We start from the raw sequence: 17,636 nt of genomic DNA, 5'->3' as shown, positions 1-17,636 counted from the left end.
GTAGCTCCTTTTAGGAGAGAGACTTTAAGTCTTACTCCCCTTCCCTTGCAGGGAAGGGGCTGGGGGTTAGGTCTGTATTTCATACAATTGAGAACCGCTATATTGACTAACTGAGTATCAAATTGCGAGTTAGGAGTTAGGAGTAAAACTTCTAATAATTTTTCAGTTCTAACTTTTAACTCCTCACTCTTAACTTCTAATTTAGAACTCTTGATATTGCGCCAGCCAATCGACAATCTGAGCATTGACAACATCTGGAACTTCATCGTGAGGACAATGACCGGCATTGGGAATGGGAACAATTTTGATTTCTTTGCCATTCTCACGCGCCTTTTCGTAAATCTTGGCCCCGGTAATTGGTGTCCAAGGGTCATCGGCACCCCAAATCACTAATATAGGACGTTCTACTTTGGGCAATAGTTCCTCTGGGCTTGGGCCAGGAGGCGCTGTGAGAATGGATGCGAAAACTTGTTGCGCTCCTGGGTCGCAAGAGGGAGTATAAAGTAAATCGACTAATTCATCGGTGACGGCTTGGCGATCGCGGTAAACTTGGTAGAGAGTACGGCGAATTTGGGCTTTTTGGCGAATGCGATTATAGACAAATTTACCTGTAATTGGCGATCGCACAAACCGATTAAAAGTTGCCATCACCATCCGTAGCGGCGGGTTCAGTTCGTGGGGACGATGACTCAAACCACCCGCAGAGTTTATTAAAATACCACCAGCAGCAATTTCTGGATGTTCTACCAGTACAATTAAGCTCAAAAGTGCGCCGATGGAGTTGCCAATAAATACAGCAGGTTCGTGTATATGTGCTGTGCAGAAATCTTTCAGCAGTTCCACCCAAACTTCCACGCTGTAATCAATAGGCGCTTTATCGGAACCACCAAAGCCTAAAAGGTCTATGGCAAATACTTGGTAGCCAGCATCAGCTAAAACTGGGATATTTTTACGCCAATGTCCAATGGAAGCACCAAAGCCGTGAACCAGTACCAGAGGTCGTCCAGTGCCCATGACAGTGTACTGAATTTTGTAGCCTTGCCAAGTCCAAAAGAATTTTTCAAAAGCGTCTTGGGTTGCAAGCGGTTGTGTACTTACAGTCATTATTAAGATTAATAAAGTGTTTCTTTAATATAGTAATTTTCTCTGACCGAAAGAGTGCTGAGTGCTGACTGAGTAAAAAACAATAATCACACTCAAAACTCCTATACTGATAACTCCTAACTCAAAACTCAGCACTCAGCACTCAGCACTCAGCACTCAGCACTCATTAGATGTTAGTTCCATCTACCCCAAGGGATTAATAAGTCAAGAAGTACTTAGTATCCCTTGACTTATTAGATGAATGGTGATGTGAGATGAAATACATAAATCAAAGTTACTTTGCTCAAATGAGCAAATTTGTTCTAGCTGTAACCTCAGTGGCAATATTTTCGCCAATATCTTCTGCATCGGCAGCTTTAGGGTTCTCTACTACCATCGCCCAAATATCTGATAATTCCACAAATCAACTACTTTTAGTTGATAAAAAAGTAGAAACAATGAATCGCACTCAGTTAAATAGTAATAAAGTTTCGGCAAAAGGGAAAAAAACAGGTTTTAGCCTTGCGATTTGGCAACCAGCAAATACTTTTTCAGAGGTAATTGCCCGCGTTTCTGTCAAGAGTAAAAGTCATAATAATTATTTACAAGAACGGTTTGTAGGCGATTATAAATACAAGATTAAACAAAAAGTAAAATTTGTTAAGGGGCTAAAAGCTAGCGATCGCATCGTCGTGCGATTGTATGATATTCAAAACCGCTTTATTGGCTACAGCGAATTTGAATGTTTGTCAGCAAATACCACAGTTAACCTGATTTTGTCAGCCAAACCTAATGAATACCAAGTTGTTCGCACTGTTTATGGTCTTGATGCTGACCAAGACGGCACTATTGACACAAATGCCACCACCTACGACTACTTTACCCAAATCAGGAAACAAGGTGTTATTTTCTTGAGCAGTTCCCAAACCTTTCAAGGTAGTCAGTTCCAAGTAGAAGGTTTGTCAACAATTGCCAAAACTAGTGTTTATCCCCTCTCTTTCACTCAGGGAGATTATGCTTTAGTCCGTCAGTCGTTCGTTAACGCTTTTAGTTCCGATTTGGCAGATGTTTTGCAAGCTAATCCGGGTAGTTTGGTGCAGGTGATGGAAGTCAGCGATAACTCTAGCTACGACACTAGTCAAATGCTAATGAATTATCGCCAAATCAGTATGTCTCGAACTCTGCAAGTTGGTTTTTCTGATGTTTCCGTAAACTACTGGGCTAAAAATTTTATTACCAAATTGGCAACAATGGAAATTCTCGAAGGTTTTCCTGATGGGACTTTCCGCCCAGATGCACCAGTAACTCGTGCCCAGTTTGCGGCAATGCTACGGAAAGCCTTTGCCAAGGGGAAAATTCGCCAAGCTATTGCTTTTAAGGATGTCTCAAATCGATATTGGGCTTACAATGCCATTAGCGAAGTTTATCAAATGGGCTTTTTAAACACTGCTGTAGGCAAGGATTTCAACCCTAGCCAAAAGCTTTCTCGCCTTGATGTTTTGGTAGCATTAGCGCAGAGATTAAATTATCAAACTACTGGCTCCACGGATACAATCTTATCTGTTTACAGCGATGCAAATACTATTCGTCCTGAATATCGCAGTCTGATTGCTGCTTTGACACAACATGGTATAGTCGTCAACTATCCCAATGTGAACTTGCTAAATGCTGAACAGGTAGCAACCAGGTCTGAAGTGTCTGCTTTAATATACCAAGCCTTGTCTAGCACTGGAAAGGTTGCAAACATCTCCTCGCAGTATGTCGTTGGACAACAACAAGTTGCAGCTGAGGATTCGATGGAGCGCATCAAACCACGTCGCCATTGTAACCAAGGAATTGGTAATGGTGCTGAGGGATGCGACCCCGGCAATTCCCATCCTCACGGTGGTAGTAACGATGAAGGTGGACGTACTCCTGGCAAAAAGTAACACTATTTTTTTAAGAGACGCGATTAATCGCGTCTCTAGCTTGCTCAACTGTAAAACTAATTTCCTGACCATAGGAAATTTCCAGTGTATGACCATCAGGGTCTTGAATAAAAGCCCAGTAACCAACCGGAAAGCCCCAGTCATTTGGCCCATCCAGCAGTATTCCCTCAGCGCGTGCCTCATTGCACAGGCGATCGATTTCCCCACGATTCTGATAAGCTACGCCAAGATGGGATTGTGGTAATAATGCGCCTTCTACTTTAGCTGCTTTAATTAGGACAATCACAAAAGGTCTAGTCAGGTCACTAATCCAAGCAACATCTGATTGAGTTGCTTGATCAATGCGATGATGCACGACCGTCATCTGGGCATACTTTGCATAAAATGAGATACTTGCATCAACATCACTAACTGCAAGTGCAATGTGAGTAAAACCAAGATCAGACATAAAAAGAACTCCGTGTGTAGACTTAACCGGAAGAATGTAGGTATTGGCCTCATTGCTTACATAGAAAGCTGACACGATTGATAATGAAGGTAGGCGTTATCTTCACAAAATTTATGTTTTTAACTTGGTTCGACAGCAACTCTTGGTTACTGGAAATTGGTGGGAAAAGAATACTGATTGACCCTTGGCTGGTTGGTTCGTTAATTTTCAGCAACTTGGATTGGTTATTCAAAGGTTCGCGATCGCAAAATCGCCCAATCCCAGATAATATTGATCTGATTCTGCTCTCTCAAGGTTTAGAAGACCACGCTCACCCACCAACGCTTCAGGTACTCGACCACAGCATCAAAGTTGTAGCCTCTCCCAATGCTGCCAAGGTAGTACAGCAGTTAGGTTACACCCAAGTTACAGTATTGGCTCATGGTGAAACTTTCAGTTTAAATAATCAAGTTGAAATCAAAGCTTTCCCCGGCTCCCCCATTGGCCCTACTCTGGTAGAAAATAGTTATCTCCTCAAAGAATTGGAGAGTGGTCTAACTGTATACTACGAGCCTCATGGTTATCATTCTCCACAACTTCAGCAATCTGCACCTATCGATGTCGTGATTACACCGTTTATTGACATGACATTGCCTTTGCTTGGGCCGATTATTAAAGGCAAAAATAGTGCTTTGGAAGTAGTAAAGTCATTACAACCTCAAGTAATAATACCTACGGCTGCTGGTGGTGATGTGGCGTTTGAAGGATTGCTGATGAAATTGATTCAGACTAAAGGAAGTGCTGAAGAATTTCGTTCGTTACTAGAGAAGAACAATATTTCAACACGGGTACTTGAGCCGAAACCAGGCGATCGCTTTGAACTACCATTAGAAAAACGAGCATTAGCAATTTAAGCTCACATTTTCCACCAGGTGATTAGAAATCGCGGCTATACAACTTAAGTCCACTAAGAAAAAATCAAGGTTTTTAACCCACGGAGGTGGGTTTTGTCTGTGTAGCCGCGACTTCTAGTCGCCAGGTCTAATTTCGTTCCATAGCTGAATTATCTTGCATATACACTTCCCTAATCGGAAAAGGAATTTGAATTCCGGCTTTCTGATAGCGTTTATGTAACTTCTTAACAAATAGATGTTTACCAATACGCTGATCAAAGTATTCATTTACGCGCATATAAAGCGTAAAATCTATACTAAAATCATTAAAAGTATGAAATCTGATAAACGGTTCACTCTCTTTTAATTCCGGTGCAATTTCTTGCATGACTTCTTTGGCAACTTCTACAGTCACTTTTTCGACTTCTTCCAAATCGCTATCATAACTTACACCCACATCCATTGTTAAAGTAATTTCCTTTGCGGGTAAATGGTAGTTGGTGAAAATGGCAGAAGACAACTTAGAGTTAGGAACAATAACTACATTATTTGAAATTTCTTTAATAGTCGTATTGCGCCAAGAAATATCTATAACATATCCCTCATGTCCAGCATCTAACTTCACATAGTCTCCGGTTCTAACTTGCTTAGATATAATTAAGTAAAAACCAGAAAACAAGTTTGCAAGTGTGTCTTGAAGTGCTAAACCAACTGCTAAACCACCAATCCCTAAAGTTGTGATGATCGGTGTAATTTGAACACCTACCGTTTGCAATATGATTAATGTTCCCAAAACTAAAACAGTAATCTTAGCAAGGTTAGAAATTAGCGATGTGGGAACCCCTTCCGTTCTGCGAATAAATAAATTAACAAAACCAGCAGTCAATCTTGCTAAAACTAGGGTTACTGAATACAGCAGTGCGATCGTCAGAATTTTTTGCAATACAATTGCAACATCTGGCTTGAGTGGAGAACTCAGAATTGCCCAAAAGAAACCGCCAATGACAAACCAAATAAAAGTCATGCGGTGCAGAGAGTGAAATATAATATTACCCCCGGCAATTCGTTTGTTATTAACGAATGTTTCAAGTTTTTTGAAGATAACTTTTTCACCAATTATCCCAGCCAGTAAGCCACCTAGAATAAATGCTATCGACGGAATCCATTCGATCATATCAATTTTAAATTTGGAATTTTAGATTTAGGAGAGCAGCATTTTTGCTGTGATTATAGCTAATTTTTACCTTGTTAGTACAAAAAATCAACTATCGCTCGGCTTTGAGAAAAAACAATCTGAACACATTTTATATCTGGTAGTTCCTTCTGAAGCCTAACGATAAATTTTTCTGATCTACGACTTTGCGCCAAACCAACAAGAGTGCTGTAATTTCCCAAATTAATCTAGTATAGATTGTAATATAAATTTCTCCCTATGCCAGCTAAAGACATTTACCATAATGCGGTTAGAAATGCCCTATAAAAAGATAGTTGGCAAATCACCAAAGATCCATTTATTATCAAATGGGGTACAAGAAATTTATATATTGACTTAGGTGCAGAAAAACTCATAGCTGCCGAAAAAAGTGGAGAGAAAATAGCAGTCGAAATTAAAAGCTTTATAGGCGCTTCTCCAGTCACTGATCTAGAAAATTATTACTTGAACTAATATCTGGGTCAATACGGTTTGGTTAAGACAAAAGACGCGATGAATCGCCATCTCTACAATAATCGGTCTTTTGTAGAGACGGCGATTTATCGCGTCTTTGTGATAAATTATCGAATCTTTGTGATCTAAAATTTTCATCAAAAAGCCTTAACGAACCGTATTGATATCTGGGTTATTACCTGGAAATTATCAACTAACTTTTTGCTGTCCGGCTGAAGATTCGATAGTATAACCATGTACTAGTTTCTTTTAAGGGAAATAGTAGATAGGTAAGAGGATTTATTGTCACAATAATATTTCGGAAGTCTCGCCGCGCCAAAAATAAGATAGCACGAGCAACTTGCGGTGCAGACATCACTCCATAAGGATTCAGTTGACTCTTAAATGGGCCAAGAATTAACTTGCGAATTACACAATCCCCATCCAAGCGCTTAAGGGTAATTATATCTCCTAGCGATCGCTTGCTGAGTTCATAAAGCGGACTCAGCGCTGGAGAAACCTCAGCCTCAGAAGTATTCACCCAGATTTCCTTAGTTGCTTTTGCTTGTGGCCCTGTTACAGTTGTCGAAAATATATCCATCAACCGCAATGCGGAAAAGGTATTCACCTCATAAGAGGAGTTGATAGCCTCTGGTGTACGGCTAGTGTAGACATTGACTCCGTGGTTGATAATTAAAATATCTACTTTCTCTAAACTATCCCTCAAATTAGCTTCATTACCCAACTGCCAGGGAATTACCTTCACCCCAGCTTGCTCTACTAATTTTTCTGGATTAGTGGTTAATGCGACAACTTTAGCATTATTCTTTACAAGTTCAGCCGTCAACGCTTGACCCAAGGCTCCTGATGCTCCGGTTAAAGCGATGGTTTTACCCTTGAGAGACAGTCCTGTACCAAGAATTTTATCCACCAAGGGAAAGACACCACTGTAGTAAGCGTTGACATCATCAAAATGATGCCGCCAATGGTAAGACCGATTCACCCACCAAATGGATGGAATTGTTTCTAAAGGGCCAGGTAGGTGGTTGTAGTCTGTATCAATTTTTCCCTGAAAATATCGCACAGACGCGCCATACAAGAAGGTACAAGCATAAGCTACTCCCAGCCATAACCCCATTTGCTGGACAACTAAGGCAATGACTACCAATACCATTAACAGTAGACTCGACTCTAAAATGTCGTGATATAGCTGGGATTCTTGGTAAACTTTCAGGGAAACTATCGATAAATCGCGGCGATAAGCCATGTGGTGCTTGTTGTGCCATTTAGCAAGCCAATTGACTTGGTGACACAAAGCATGGTAACTGTCTCTCAAGACTTCAGCGAGTAAAAGTGAAAAAATTCCCCAAATAGCAAACTGTAAGCTGGCATTTAGCCAAACCCAATTAATTTGTAATCTTGCTTCAATCCCCATTAAGTTTTCAGCTAGCATTTTTATCATGTTTGTCTATACTCGTTTTTCTTAATCATTCTTTATGATCTGACAAAGGTGCGTTAAGGTCGAGTCTAGAGCAAATAAAAATTAAAGGGAATGGGAAATGGGGAATGGGGAATGGGGAAGGATAGTAAAGTTTCTTTATCACCAACGCCAGCCATTTTCTGTGTGTCCTAATTACGAATTACGTTAGCGCAGCGTTAGCGAGTCCGCGTACTCTTACAGAGAAGCAAGCTACGCTTTTAGCGTCTCGTAGAGAGCGTCATTACGAATTACGAATTAGTTATGATATCCCAGTTGACTTTCAGATAGCCAGGTTCAATGTGGGTAAAGTGTTTGCTCAATAGCTGATGTGCTTTTGGTAAAGCGTGGAACGGAATTGATGCATACAAATGATGCTCTGCGTGAAATGGCATATTCCACATGAAAAATCGCACAGGCCAGAGAGTTAGCGTTGTGCGCGTGTTTGTAAGCAGATTGGCGTCAAGAGTGCAACCTGTATGTTCTGCAAGCAGAATGAAACGGAGAATCGGCTGGCCCACAAGAAGCGGCAGCAGCCAATACAGGAAAAACCAAGGCTGATTAAATGCTATCGAGAGAACGATAGCACCAGCATAAATACTTAATTGCCAACGTGTAGAACGAATAACTTCGGCTCGTGCTGCTTCTGACACAAATGGAAAATCGTCAAATTGACCAGTTGCAACCTGAAAATGCCCACTTATCTTGCCCCACCACCACGGTAAACCGCTAATTATCAACAAGTATTTGCCCAGGTTGCTGGGTTTGAGATCAGTCAATTCTGGATCTTTGTTAGGAACGCGAGTGTAGCGGTGATGCCATTTATGATAACGACGAAAAAACGTGCTGTTGTAAAATGAGAGCAAGCCGGAAAACCAAGCCACGGAATCATTCAAACGATTGTTAGCGAAAGCCGTTCTGTGAACGCATTCGTGCATTGATGCAAACATCGAAGCCAGACTGAAGCCGTAGATTAACAGTGCTGGTATAGCCACCGACCAATTACCAAAGTTTGTTGCCCACAAGTAGCCACTGCAACCCATAATAGTGAGATGAAAAGCCAGTTGAACTAGCCCTTTGCTGTTGGAGCGATCGTTTAGAACACTTAATTCTTGTACAGTGAGAATCTGGCAGAGTTTTTGCTCGTGATTAGCTTTGTGATCCAATAATTCAGATTGAATAATTGCGTCAGACATAATTGAAACTCTACAGAGTGTTGCTGAAACGGAACAAGCTCTAGAAAGACCTGTAGACTACCAAAAACATAAATAACACAATAATATCAAAGCCTCTCTCCTAAAAGGAGCTATGGTGTACACACAAATATGAAATCGCTAATTAAGGGACTTCCAAATAAAAAAACATCCCAAATTTTCTTGTGGGACGGGTGTCCCCACCCGTCCCAGATTTAGGGCGCTCATGTTGCCCACCCCACAAAATGGATAATTTATTTCTTGAAAGTCCCTAACCAATGTTTCACCCCACCCTAACCCTCCCCTTTGCAAGGGGAGGGAACTAGATTTTTCTTGTTTCCCCCCTTGCCAAGGCTACGGTGTATACACAAGTCTAATTACCCCCCTTAATCCCCCCTTGCCAAGGCTACCGTGTATACACAAGTCGGATGTAAAGTAGGTGCAGAGGATTTTTGAGAAGCAAAAACTATGGATAATCCAATCTTAATTCACGCTTCGACGACACCAGGAACGGCATTTGGAGACCCAAGGCTGATAAAAAGGGGGCAGCATTATACGAGGCGATTCGTAAGCACCAATCGATAAATATCCGGCAAATAAGTCGAAATTGGGCAGAACAGATGGGTTATTATCGGTTTTTGGAGAATGAAAACGTAACACTATCAGAACTAGTACGTAGCCTTTCGGATGATTGCGAGTTTCATCTGGCAAAACGACACGTATTAGCGATTAGCGATACTAGCGAGATTAACTTGCAGTCTCATGCAGGTAGGCTGTCACCGCCAGGATTAGGAGTAGTAGGCAATAACACAGATGTCGGGTTTTATATCCATCCAACATTGGTATTAGATGGTGAGAGTGGATTTCCACTGGGGTTAAGCACAGTAAAACTGTGGAGCCGAGCTATAAACCATGCAGATAAACATAACTCGTGACTATCAAAATTTACCAATTGAGGAGAAAGAATCTTACAAATGGTTAGCATCGGCAGAAAGTAGTAAGCGATGCTTTGAAGTGGGTGGAGCAAAAATGGTAACTCATATTGGCGACCGCGAATCGGATTTATTTGAGGAATTTGCAACTGTACCCAATAAAAACAATCATTTACTGATAAGAGCTTGCCAAGATCGTCGATTGTTAGGGCGGTCTGAATCACTATTCGACTACTTAAGTCAGCAGCCTTGTGAAGGTACTTATATAATTAACGTTCCCGCAGACTCACGTCGAAAGCGAATGCCAAGAGAAGCAATGCTTATTGTTTCGTTGTGGACAAGTTGAGATTCAACGCCCCGATAAATTAGGCGTTTTTGGCTATCCTCCTAGTGTTACCCTTTTTTGCTGTTGAAGCTCTGGAAGTCCAACCACCCGCAGGACAAGAACCGATTCATTGGCGGTTGCTGACAACTCACGTTGTTGTCTGCTTGGAACAGGCACTGCGAGTCATTAAGTGGTACGGATGGCGATGGAAGATTGAACAACTTTTTGCCACTCTCAAAAAAGCTGGATTGAATATCGAAGCGACTCAGTTAGAGTCTAGTATTGCAATTCAACGCCTAACAATCCTTGCTTTGTCCGTAGCCGTGCGAACCTTACAAATGGTTGAGGGACGCGATAATACTCAACTTTCTGCCGAGCTTACCTTTTGTCAAAAGCAGCAGCAATGCTTATTAGGACTTCAATCTTCTGTTGAAGGCGATACCAAAAAATTACAAAATCCTTATCCACGGGGTTGTTTGCCCTGGGCTACTTGGATCATTGCTCGACTTGGTGGATGGTCTGGTTATACCTCTGGTAGGCCTCCTGGAATGCCTACCCTTGTTCATGGTTTAAGACAATTTGAATCCATCTTTATCGGCTGGAAACTCGCTCTGGATGGACTTGTGTATACACGGTAGCCTTAAAAAGGGGGGATTAAGGGGGGTAATTTGACTTGTGTTGTGTGTACACCGTAGCTCCTTTTAGGAGAGAGGAATGGAAGTGAGGTCAAAATTGTACTTCACGCTTGTCGAGAAACGCTATAGGACTTACGCAAACAATAGCCCAAATCCTAATTTTACGGTATGGGAAATTATGGATTGCCTCTACCACGTGTAGTTTTGCGTAAGTCCTAATACTCTAGAAAATCAGTTTATCTGAAAATTGCTGTAAAAGCTGTAGTGTTATTTAAGTAGCGTGATGTGAGAGATTTTTCTCGATTAGCGATCGCACTTCCACTCTAATCCCGCATTTCTCACAAGCTTCAGGCGTTTGATGGAGCAGAGGGGCAGAGGGGAAAACTTACTGCAACTTCTCCCCTGCTCCCCTTCTCTTGAGCAGGCTTTGAGAGGTGTGGTGAGAAATCTGGGTAATTTATTCCTGTACAGTCATTGGCAGACGAATGGTGAAAGTAGAGCCAATTCCCGGCTGACTTTTGACAATAATTTCACCACCCATCATCTGGCAAAAGTGACGGCTAATTGCTAACCCTAGTCCCGTTCCTCCATACTTTTTCGTAGTCGAAGTATCTCCTTGTGTAAAAGGTTGAAATAACTGCTGCTGTTGACGATGAGACATACCTATACCTGTGTCGGTAACGGTAAAAGTAATGCTGCCCAAAGGAGCCTCCGGTCGGAATTCATCTTTTTCTCTCTTGACTGTGAGCGTCACCTTGCCGTTTGTAGTGAATTTACTGGCGTTGCTGAGTAAGTTTAACAATACCTGCCGCATCCTAGTTTGATCAGCGTACATGGTGCCAAGTTGCTCATCAAAATCCACTTCTAAAACATTGGCATTTTTTTCTATAGCTGGTTTGACTGTGAGGACGACGTTATGAATCAGCGTCCCAATCTCGAATGTCTCAGGATATAGGGTCATTTTCCCCGCTTCAATTTTTGACAAGTCGAGGATTTCGTTAATCAAGTGCAGTAAATGCTTACCAGCAGCGTTAATTGTTTCTAAGTCTGTGATAAAGTCTCCCGATAAACCAAGATCGGTGGCATCGTCTTCTAGAAGTTGGCTCAAACCAATGACAGCATTTAATGGTGTGCGTAATTCGTGGCTGACATTGGCCAGAAATATGCTTTTTGCTTTGCTTGCAGCTTCGGCTAATTCTTTAGCTTGTTGTAGTTCTTTTGTTCGCTCAGATACCCGCTCAATTAGACGATTTAGAGATTTGGCGAGTAGGCCGATTTCATCTTCAGTGGTAACGGGCGCTCGCAAATCAAAATTATGTTTCCTTGCAACTTGTTCAGCTACTTGGGTGACAGTGATAACTGGTTCAGCGATCGCCCGACTGGTACGCCAAGCTACAATAGCTGCGATCGCTACCGAAACCAGCATACTCATGATCACGATGAATCGCTCAACGATTTTCGCCTGCTCAACGGCTTTTTGCCTTTCTTGCTCTTGATCTTCAGCAGTTTGCAGGATGTTAGTCAAGTTTTGCGAAAGCTGGTCTAGCCGCATGGCTGTTCCACCACGCATTATTGTTAATAACTGCGATCGGGCAGAGGAAATCTCCTCAGGCTGCACTTGCTGAGAATCAATTTCCTGCAAGACAACCTCTATTTGGTCAACGTAAGCTTTTAAATTAGTCTGGTAATCCAGCAATAAGGTCTGTAAAGTCGAACTTGTTGCTGCTAGTCTTTTCGGTTTACTGTCAATAAATCCACCAATTTTTGACTCTAATTGCTTGGCTTTTTCAACATTCTTCAGAAAATCAGCTTTTTTGCTTTGCAGTTGTTGTGAATTTTCTAATACAGCAACTAGGTTAGAGCTATGTAATTGCGCCCCGATGACTGCATCTTTATAATTACTCAGTAGTTGTCCTTGTTCATAGGCTTGATTGAATTGTCTGACTTCCCTTCCCCGGTAGTAGTTGGCGATCACCAACCCAGTCAGTGAGCCAAAAAAGCCAATTCCGATCGCTACAAAGTAACCATAGCCAATTTTTTGATGGATGCGCCAAGAACTAGCTTTGAGTTTCCCTCGTGAGGGAAATTCTATAGTTGGGAGTTCGTCTGTCGATGGTTCTTCGGCTGGCACTTTTTTGCTTTCTGAACTGCTGTCGATAGGGGTTGGCTTTTGAGTTGGCATTTCTCAAACCTCCTTGCCTTCCCACAAAAATCACCAAATTAGTCTAGCTTGTACAAACACTTCAATTTAGTCATTAATATCTACATTATCTTCTTTTATCGCAAGAGCAAATCATTGCTTATTAGATAATTAGCATAACCTTATATTATATGAGTGCTTTTAATAACAATGCTCCTAAGTAAACTTACGAAGGCGTACAGAATTCACTTTTGTCAGCAGCAATGAATAGTTTTCTGCACTAATGATCCGCCAGAGAGCATCTTCTCTTTACCACAACACTTTCCTCAATATGCGGTTGATAGCAATTAGTTTTTGCCATCAGGTACGCCACTACTCTACCTTACTGCTTCCTTATAAAATTAATACAATCAGGAAAAAAACAAAAGGTTTGACATTTGTTGGGCATGGGTCATTGGGCATGGGGTATTGATTATTTCTCCCTCATCCCCCAGTATTGAGTCACGTTTATCATAAAATAAGTTAAAAGTCTAGTCTGTATGAACACACAAAAATTTTTATTACGTATTAATATCAATACGAATGGGTTAATTGACGAACGCGGTCTAAGATAGCTTTAATATCAGATAAAATCCGCTTCTAGGCTTATATAAATGAGAAGTGGACTGATTTTTGCATGATTTGTACTTAGATTTAGTACGATTATGAGCAAATGACACGGAATGGGACAATCACAACCAGAGGATTCCAGTTGATTCAAAAAAATAGACTCAGAAGGTTGATTATAATACATCTTGCTGCCTTCTGAATTCTATCTTCCTACTGACTGTCTACCTTGTAGTTGATGCAGTAGATATTACGGGGCAATTATGGTTATAGGACACTAAAACCCTTTTGTGTCCTTCACCCAATTGTAATGATGCACTTGTGCATTACCTAATCAACAGCCTTTTGGTTGTAATTATCCAGATTAGAAAACTCAACTGTCAAATTTATGGGAGTGAAAATGCCAGAACAAGAATTTACGGAAACCGCATCTAAAGAGACTACAGTGGCAGAGATCAACAACCAAACGGGAACCATCACCAAAATCCAGCCTCCCGCACAGTCTCAAGATGAATGGCTAAAATACGGTGAGCAAATTTCTAGCTTTTTAGCAACATTGCCAGAATATCTGGGAAGCTTCTTTAATCAATATAAGCAACCGCTGGTAACAGTTGGTTTAATTGTGGGATCAATTGTTGGGGTTAAAGTACTCTTGGCAATATTAGATGCTTTGAATGATATACCCTTGGTAGCGCCTACTTTTGAGTTGATTGGTATTGGTTACTCTGCCTGGTTTGTTTACCGCTATTTACTCAAAGCCTCAACCAGGAAAGAGTTAACTAGTGAAATCACCACTCTTAAATCACAAGTTGTCGGTAAAGAAATTCCAGAAGCTTAATATCTGATTATCGCTTCTCTACGAACGCGGGAGCGTGTCGTAGAGAAGCGATAATCATAGCTGCTTGCTTCTGTATGGGAGTACGCTCTAATTTCAAATCACAGAAGTCTGATCGCCGGAAGTCGGCAATCAGACTTCTCGCTAAATTCCCTACAAGTTCATTAACAATTCGTAATTACGTTATAGATATATTCTAAATCCCGATCAATAACGCTACGATCTTTATAAGTCAGGGACTCTAACCCTTGGTTTAATTACGAATTACGAATTATTGTTGAGACGAACCTCCGGCAGACAATTTACCGTTTGGGTTCTGTTTTGGAGTCTGCAAAACTTCTGGAGATATTTTGGGCGATGCCTGCTGCGGGGGATTACTCCTACGCACAATATTTTGAGATGGAATTGCCTGCAACTTGCCCTGTTTTACTAAAGCTTGATGAATCATCGCCGCCACTTCAGCCCTACTAGCTACTTTGTTGGGAGCAAGAAGTTGTGGATTTGGATAGTTAACTACCAGACCATTGGTTGTAGCAGCGGCTATTTTGCTAGTAGCATAAGCTGGAATGTCTTTAGCATCTTTATAGACACTTAAAATCTTATTTGGGGAAGTGGGTGCTTGCAGATTTAACCCACTGGCAAGGGCAACTAAAACTTGCACTCGTGAAATATTTTGTTGTGGCTTGAAGGATTGTTTCGGGTAGCCTTTGAGAAATCCGGCACTGATGGCTTGGTCAATGGCTGGAGTTGCCCAGAATTTTGCTGGTACATCTTGAAATGCGATCGCAGTCTTAGACTGTTTTTGCTCAAAAGCTTTTTGCAGTATAGCAGCAAATTCGGCGCGGTTTACAGGCTGATTTGGTCTAAAAGAATAATCAGGAAACCCCTTGAGAATACCACGGGAAGAAAGAACGTCTATAAAACGCCGACCCCAAAAGTCAGTCGGCACATCGTTAAATGCAATTGGCGGCGGAATAATTGATTTTTGTTTTGCCGGAGTTACTAAAGGCAATGCTGATGATACAATCGCCGACTCAACTTCTGTTGAAGAGGATACAGGTGGTTGTGGGGATTGAGTTGGGATTACCTGATTAGATGGCAACACTGCGCCAGAAGGAGTTGCACTATTAGTTGGGAATGAAGGTGTCGTGGGTTCAACAATCGGCTCAGATGGAGAATAGGGTAGAACGTTTTTTGGCACTGCATTTGGTTCTACCTTGGCAGTAGGGGAAGGCAATACTTGATTTGGTTGAACACTAGAAGACGGAGTGGAGGAAGGCGACAGCAGCCCGTTTAAGTCCAAGCTAGAATCCCTGCGGGACAACGACCAAAAAAGAATTGCTCCGATAGTGGTGAAGGCAACCAAAATGGCTATAAATTCATCAAAGCCAAGGGCAGTTCTTTGGGATGACTCCGGTTCGGAAGGAGGTTTATTTGTCATCGTGATTACCCTGGTAGCAGTAAAATTTGTGTCTAAACAAATTAAGCCACAGATGACTGTTTTACACCAGCCCTTTTTTAATTAGTAATTAGTAATTCGTAATTTCTAGTAAAATATCACGCTTCTGGTTCAACGCCGAGCGATCGCAATTGGGCAGCTAGGCGATCGGCTCTTTCACGTTCTCGTTCTGCTCTTTCACATTCTTCTTGTGCCCTTTCGCGTTCTTGTTCTGCTCTTTCATCCCCAATCAACAGCAAATTACCTTGTAAATTCCACCAACGCAGCCAGGGTAATTCAACATTCTGATAAACTCCCTGCCATAAACCTAATTCAACACCCAAAGAAACAATGGGATAATGTCCTCGTTCATTTGCTGGTAAAAGTTTAGCTTGCGATCGCTCTCTAAATATTCTCCGCCCAAATCAGAAATCGCACGCCAATTGCTTCCAGTCACCTGAGAAAGATTTTCACCTTGACAGACCACTAGTCTTACTAAATACCCAAACTAAAACCGGATTTTGAGGGTGGCAGAATGTAAAATATTAACTTATTGTTTACCTGTCTTTGAAAAAATCAGGGTGTCTAGTGCCAGAAGAATTCAGTTACCAAATCTCACCGCCATTTTTGTCTGAGGGTAGCGATCGCGATCTTGGTTTGGATTCAACCCTCCAAGAGCTACCAATGTATAACTTCACGGTGGAAATCAACCACACTGGTATGGAAGTGGCTAGTGTTTTGGAAAAATATCCTCTGTTACCAGGAGTAATTTTGGTAGAACAGGGACAATTCATTGGAATGATTTCCCGGCGGCGACTGCTGGAATTTTTAATTCGCCCATTCGGACAAGAGTTATTTGTTCAGCAACCATTAGCCGTTCTCTACAGCTATGCGCGAACGCCGATGTTGCTGGTTACGGATACAACATCGATTTTAACTACGATGCAACTTAGCTTAAAGCGATCGCCAGAATTATTAGCAGAACCAATTGTAGTACAAACCGAATCTGGTGCTTATAGATTGTTAGATGTCCAAGAATTGAATATTATTTCTTGGCAAATTCGAGGAATCGACAATCTAGTGCGGTATGAACGTAGCCAAGCCCAATTGATTCAAAATGATAAAATGGCAAATCTGGGGCGTTTGGTTGACGGCGTAGCGCACGAAATTTTAGACCCAGTAGGTTTTATTTGGGGGAACATAACTTATGTTTCAACCTACAGCCAAGATTTACTCAAACTGATAGCAGCTTACGATCAAGAGTTACCATCAGTTTCTCAGGCAATTAATCAGATCAAAGAAGAAATTGAATTTGATTTTTTAGAACAAGATTTGTCGCGATCGCTTGCGAGTATCCGCACGGGAGCAGAAAGATTAAAGAAACTCGTCACCAGTCTACAAAACTTCTGTCATATAGATGAACTATATCCTAAACCAGTAGATTTACATGCCTGTATAGATAGTATCATTCTATTAATAAATAGCCGGATTCAAGGAGAAATTGAAATCGTCAAATACTACGGGCAATTACCGCCAGTGTATTGCTTTATGGGGCAGCTAAACCAGGTTTTGTTGAATATTTTAAGTGAAGTTGTGGATACTTTACTCAATGAAGCAGTGCGACAGCAGTTGCATTTAGATGAGACAAAGACTGTTCAAAAACCCCGAATTGAGATTACCACAGAAGTTATTTCACAAGAAGCAAGTAATCCAAATGCACCAGATTCTCGCTGGGTTTTAATTCGTATTGCTGACAATGGCTCTGGAATGTCTCAAGAATTACAACAGCAAATTACGGATTCTTTTTCTCTTGAAACAAAGAATGGTAAAAATACTAGTTTAACGGTAAGTTATCGAATTATTACTGTGAGACATGGTGGTAAATTGAATTTTCATTCACAGACTGGTATCGGTACAAAATTTGAAATATTGTTACCTCTGGTGTAAGAAGATATATTTAGAAAAATGACTCACATATAACAGTTTTTTGAAAGAAACAATTCCTCAAATACTGATTATGAAATCAGCATGAGAGTGTGTTGAAGGTGTTGAAGTTATTCTTATTATAAGTTTAAGATC

General features: G+C 41.3%; 13 protein-coding genes and 3 pseudogenes. 6 read left to right on the top strand and 10 right to left on the bottom strand.

Annotation, left to right across the window (positions count from 1 at the left end):
- Positions 1 to 201 precede the first annotated feature (201 nt).
- The gene (locus HUN01_RS15900) at positions 202 to 1,104 is read right to left on the bottom strand and encodes an alpha/beta fold hydrolase (RefSeq protein WP_181932083.1); all 903 of its coding nucleotides are present in this window, start codon (positions 1,102 to 1,104) and stop codon (positions 202 to 204) included.
- A 287-nt stretch (positions 1,105 to 1,391) separates the two neighbouring features.
- Between HUN01_RS15900 and HUN01_RS15895 the strand changes: the two genes are divergently transcribed.
- Positions 1,392 to 3,011 carry an S-layer homology domain-containing protein gene (locus HUN01_RS15895; RefSeq protein ID WP_238846281.1) on the top strand — a complete coding sequence of 540 codons (1,620 nt, stop codon included), beginning with the start codon at positions 1,392 to 1,394 and terminating at the stop codon, positions 3,009 to 3,011.
- A gap of 10 nt (positions 3,012 to 3,021) precedes the next feature.
- Here HUN01_RS15895 and HUN01_RS15890 read toward each other — a convergent pair whose 3' ends face one another.
- Positions 3,022 to 3,459 carry a VOC family protein gene (locus HUN01_RS15890; RefSeq protein ID WP_181932081.1) on the bottom strand — a complete coding sequence of 146 codons (438 nt, stop codon included), beginning with the start codon at positions 3,457 to 3,459 and terminating at the stop codon, positions 3,022 to 3,024.
- 113 nt (positions 3,460 to 3,572) lie between these two features.
- On the opposite strand from HUN01_RS15890, the gene HUN01_RS15885 reads away from it, so the two are divergent.
- Positions 3,573 to 4,352: an MBL fold metallo-hydrolase gene (locus HUN01_RS15885; RefSeq protein ID WP_181932080.1), complete on the top strand. Its 780-nt coding sequence runs from the start codon at positions 3,573 to 3,575 to the stop codon at positions 4,350 to 4,352.
- 127 nt (positions 4,353 to 4,479) lie between these two features.
- Here HUN01_RS15885 and HUN01_RS15880 read toward each other — a convergent pair whose 3' ends face one another.
- Positions 4,480 to 5,505 carry a mechanosensitive ion channel family protein gene (locus HUN01_RS15880; protein ID WP_181932079.1) on the bottom strand — a complete coding sequence of 342 codons (1,026 nt, stop codon included), beginning with the start codon at positions 5,503 to 5,505 and terminating at the stop codon, positions 4,480 to 4,482.
- 321 nt (positions 5,506 to 5,826) lie between these two features.
- Between HUN01_RS15880 and HUN01_RS15875 the strand changes: the two are divergent.
- Positions 5,827 to 5,973 (top strand): annotated as a pseudogene (locus HUN01_RS15875) (element excision factor XisH family protein); the annotation flags it as partial.
- Here HUN01_RS15875 and HUN01_RS15870 read toward each other — a convergent pair.
- The 3 genes from HUN01_RS15870 to HUN01_RS15860 all read right to left on the bottom strand — a co-directional run bounded on the left by HUN01_RS15870 (position 5,974) and on the right by HUN01_RS15860 (position 8,649).
- Positions 5,974 to 6,135 (bottom strand): hypothetical protein, encoded by a 162-nt coding sequence (locus HUN01_RS15870; RefSeq protein ID WP_181932971.1) that lies wholly within the window; start codon positions 6,133 to 6,135, stop codon positions 5,974 to 5,976.
- Between the two features lie 55 nt (positions 6,136 to 6,190).
- Positions 6,191 to 7,438, bottom strand: coding sequence for a bifunctional sterol desaturase/short chain dehydrogenase (locus HUN01_RS15865; protein ID WP_181932078.1), 1,248 nt, complete (start codon positions 7,436 to 7,438; stop codon positions 6,191 to 6,193).
- A 266-nt stretch (positions 7,439 to 7,704) separates the two neighbouring features.
- Positions 7,705 to 8,649 carry a fatty acid desaturase family protein gene (locus HUN01_RS15860; RefSeq protein ID WP_181932077.1) on the bottom strand — a complete coding sequence of 315 codons (945 nt, stop codon included), beginning with the start codon at positions 8,647 to 8,649 and terminating at the stop codon, positions 7,705 to 7,707.
- A 560-nt stretch (positions 8,650 to 9,209) separates the two neighbouring features.
- Between HUN01_RS15860 and HUN01_RS15855 the strand changes: the two are divergent.
- Positions 9,210 to 10,541, top strand: a pseudogene (locus HUN01_RS15855) (IS4 family transposase).
- A 454-nt stretch (positions 10,542 to 10,995) separates the two neighbouring features.
- Here the strand turns inward: HUN01_RS15855 and HUN01_RS15850 are convergent.
- Positions 10,996 to 12,720: a sensor histidine kinase gene (locus HUN01_RS15850; RefSeq protein WP_181932076.1), complete on the bottom strand. Its 1,725-nt coding sequence runs from the start codon at positions 12,718 to 12,720 to the stop codon at positions 10,996 to 10,998.
- A 952-nt stretch (positions 12,721 to 13,672) separates the two neighbouring features.
- Between HUN01_RS15850 and HUN01_RS15845 the strand changes: the two genes are divergently transcribed.
- Positions 13,673 to 14,122, top strand: a complete 450-nt coding sequence (locus HUN01_RS15845) for a CAAD domain-containing protein (protein ID WP_181932075.1) — start codon at positions 13,673 to 13,675, stop codon at positions 14,120 to 14,122.
- A 268-nt stretch (positions 14,123 to 14,390) separates the two neighbouring features.
- Here the strand turns inward: HUN01_RS15845 and HUN01_RS15840 are convergent, their stop codons facing one another.
- The 3 genes and pseudogenes from HUN01_RS15840 to HUN01_RS15830 all read right to left on the bottom strand — a co-directional run bounded on the left by HUN01_RS15840 (position 14,391) and on the right by HUN01_RS15830 (position 16,044).
- A complete protein-coding gene (locus tag HUN01_RS15840) occupies positions 14,391 to 15,560 on the bottom strand; it encodes an S-layer homology domain-containing protein (protein ID WP_181932074.1) in 1,170 nt (389 codons plus the stop codon).
- A gap of 116 nt (positions 15,561 to 15,676) precedes the next feature.
- Positions 15,677 to 15,952, bottom strand: a pseudogene (locus HUN01_RS15835) (Uma2 family endonuclease); the annotation flags it as partial.
- A complete protein-coding gene (locus tag HUN01_RS15830) occupies positions 15,886 to 16,044 on the bottom strand; it encodes a hypothetical protein (RefSeq protein ID WP_181932073.1) in 159 nt (52 codons plus the stop codon). The gene HUN01_RS15830 and the pseudogene HUN01_RS15835, both read right to left, overlap by 67 nt.
- Positions 16,045 to 16,145: 101 nt before the next feature.
- On the opposite strand from HUN01_RS15830, the gene HUN01_RS15825 reads away from it, so the two are divergent.
- Complete coding sequence (locus HUN01_RS15825) at positions 16,146 to 17,504, top strand: sensor histidine kinase (protein ID WP_181932072.1); 1,359 nt, start codon at positions 16,146 to 16,148, stop codon at positions 17,502 to 17,504.
- Positions 17,505 to 17,636 lie beyond the last annotated feature (132 nt).

Origin of the sequence: Nostoc edaphicum CCNP1411 (genome assembly GCF_014023275.1) — a bacterium.
GTDB lineage: Bacteria > Cyanobacteriota > Cyanobacteriia > Cyanobacteriales > Nostocaceae > Nostoc > Nostoc edaphicum_A.
Note: the sequence above shows the minus strand (reverse complement) of the source record. Positions and strands in the feature narration are given on the sequence as shown.

What these genes read in the sequence shown, in the direction of transcription:
- HUN01_RS15890 (WP_181932081.1), bottom strand. Translation starts at nt 3,459, where the DNA reads ATGTCTGATCTTGGTTTTACTCACATTGCACTTGCAGTTAGTGATGTT.
- HUN01_RS15840 (WP_181932074.1), bottom strand. Translation starts at nt 15,560, where the DNA reads ATGACAAATAAACCTCCTTCCGAACCGGAGTCATCCCAAAGAACTGCC.
- HUN01_RS15895 (WP_238846281.1), top strand. Translation starts at nt 1,392, where the DNA reads ATGAGCAAATTTGTTCTAGCTGTAACCTCAGTGGCAATATTTTCGCCA.
- HUN01_RS15870 (WP_181932971.1), bottom strand. Translation starts at nt 6,135, where the DNA reads ATGAAAATTTTAGATCACAAAGATTCGATAATTTATCACAAAGACGCG.
- HUN01_RS15860 (WP_181932077.1), bottom strand. Translation starts at nt 8,649, where the DNA reads ATGTCTGACGCAATTATTCAATCTGAATTATTGGATCACAAAGCTAAT.
- HUN01_RS15865 (WP_181932078.1), bottom strand. Translation starts at nt 7,438, where the DNA reads ATGATAAAAATGCTAGCTGAAAACTTAATGGGGATTGAAGCAAGATTA.
- HUN01_RS15850 (WP_181932076.1), bottom strand. Translation starts at nt 12,720, where the DNA reads ATGCCAACTCAAAAGCCAACCCCTATCGACAGCAGTTCAGAAAGCAAA.
- HUN01_RS15880 (WP_181932079.1), bottom strand. Translation starts at nt 5,505, where the DNA reads ATGATCGAATGGATTCCGTCGATAGCATTTATTCTAGGTGGCTTACTG.
- HUN01_RS15885 (WP_181932080.1), top strand. Translation starts at nt 3,573, where the DNA reads ATGTTTTTAACTTGGTTCGACAGCAACTCTTGGTTACTGGAAATTGGT.
- HUN01_RS15845 (WP_181932075.1), top strand. Translation starts at nt 13,673, where the DNA reads ATGGGAGTGAAAATGCCAGAACAAGAATTTACGGAAACCGCATCTAAA.
- HUN01_RS15900 (WP_181932083.1), bottom strand. Translation starts at nt 1,104, where the DNA reads ATGACTGTAAGTACACAACCGCTTGCAACCCAAGACGCTTTTGAAAAA.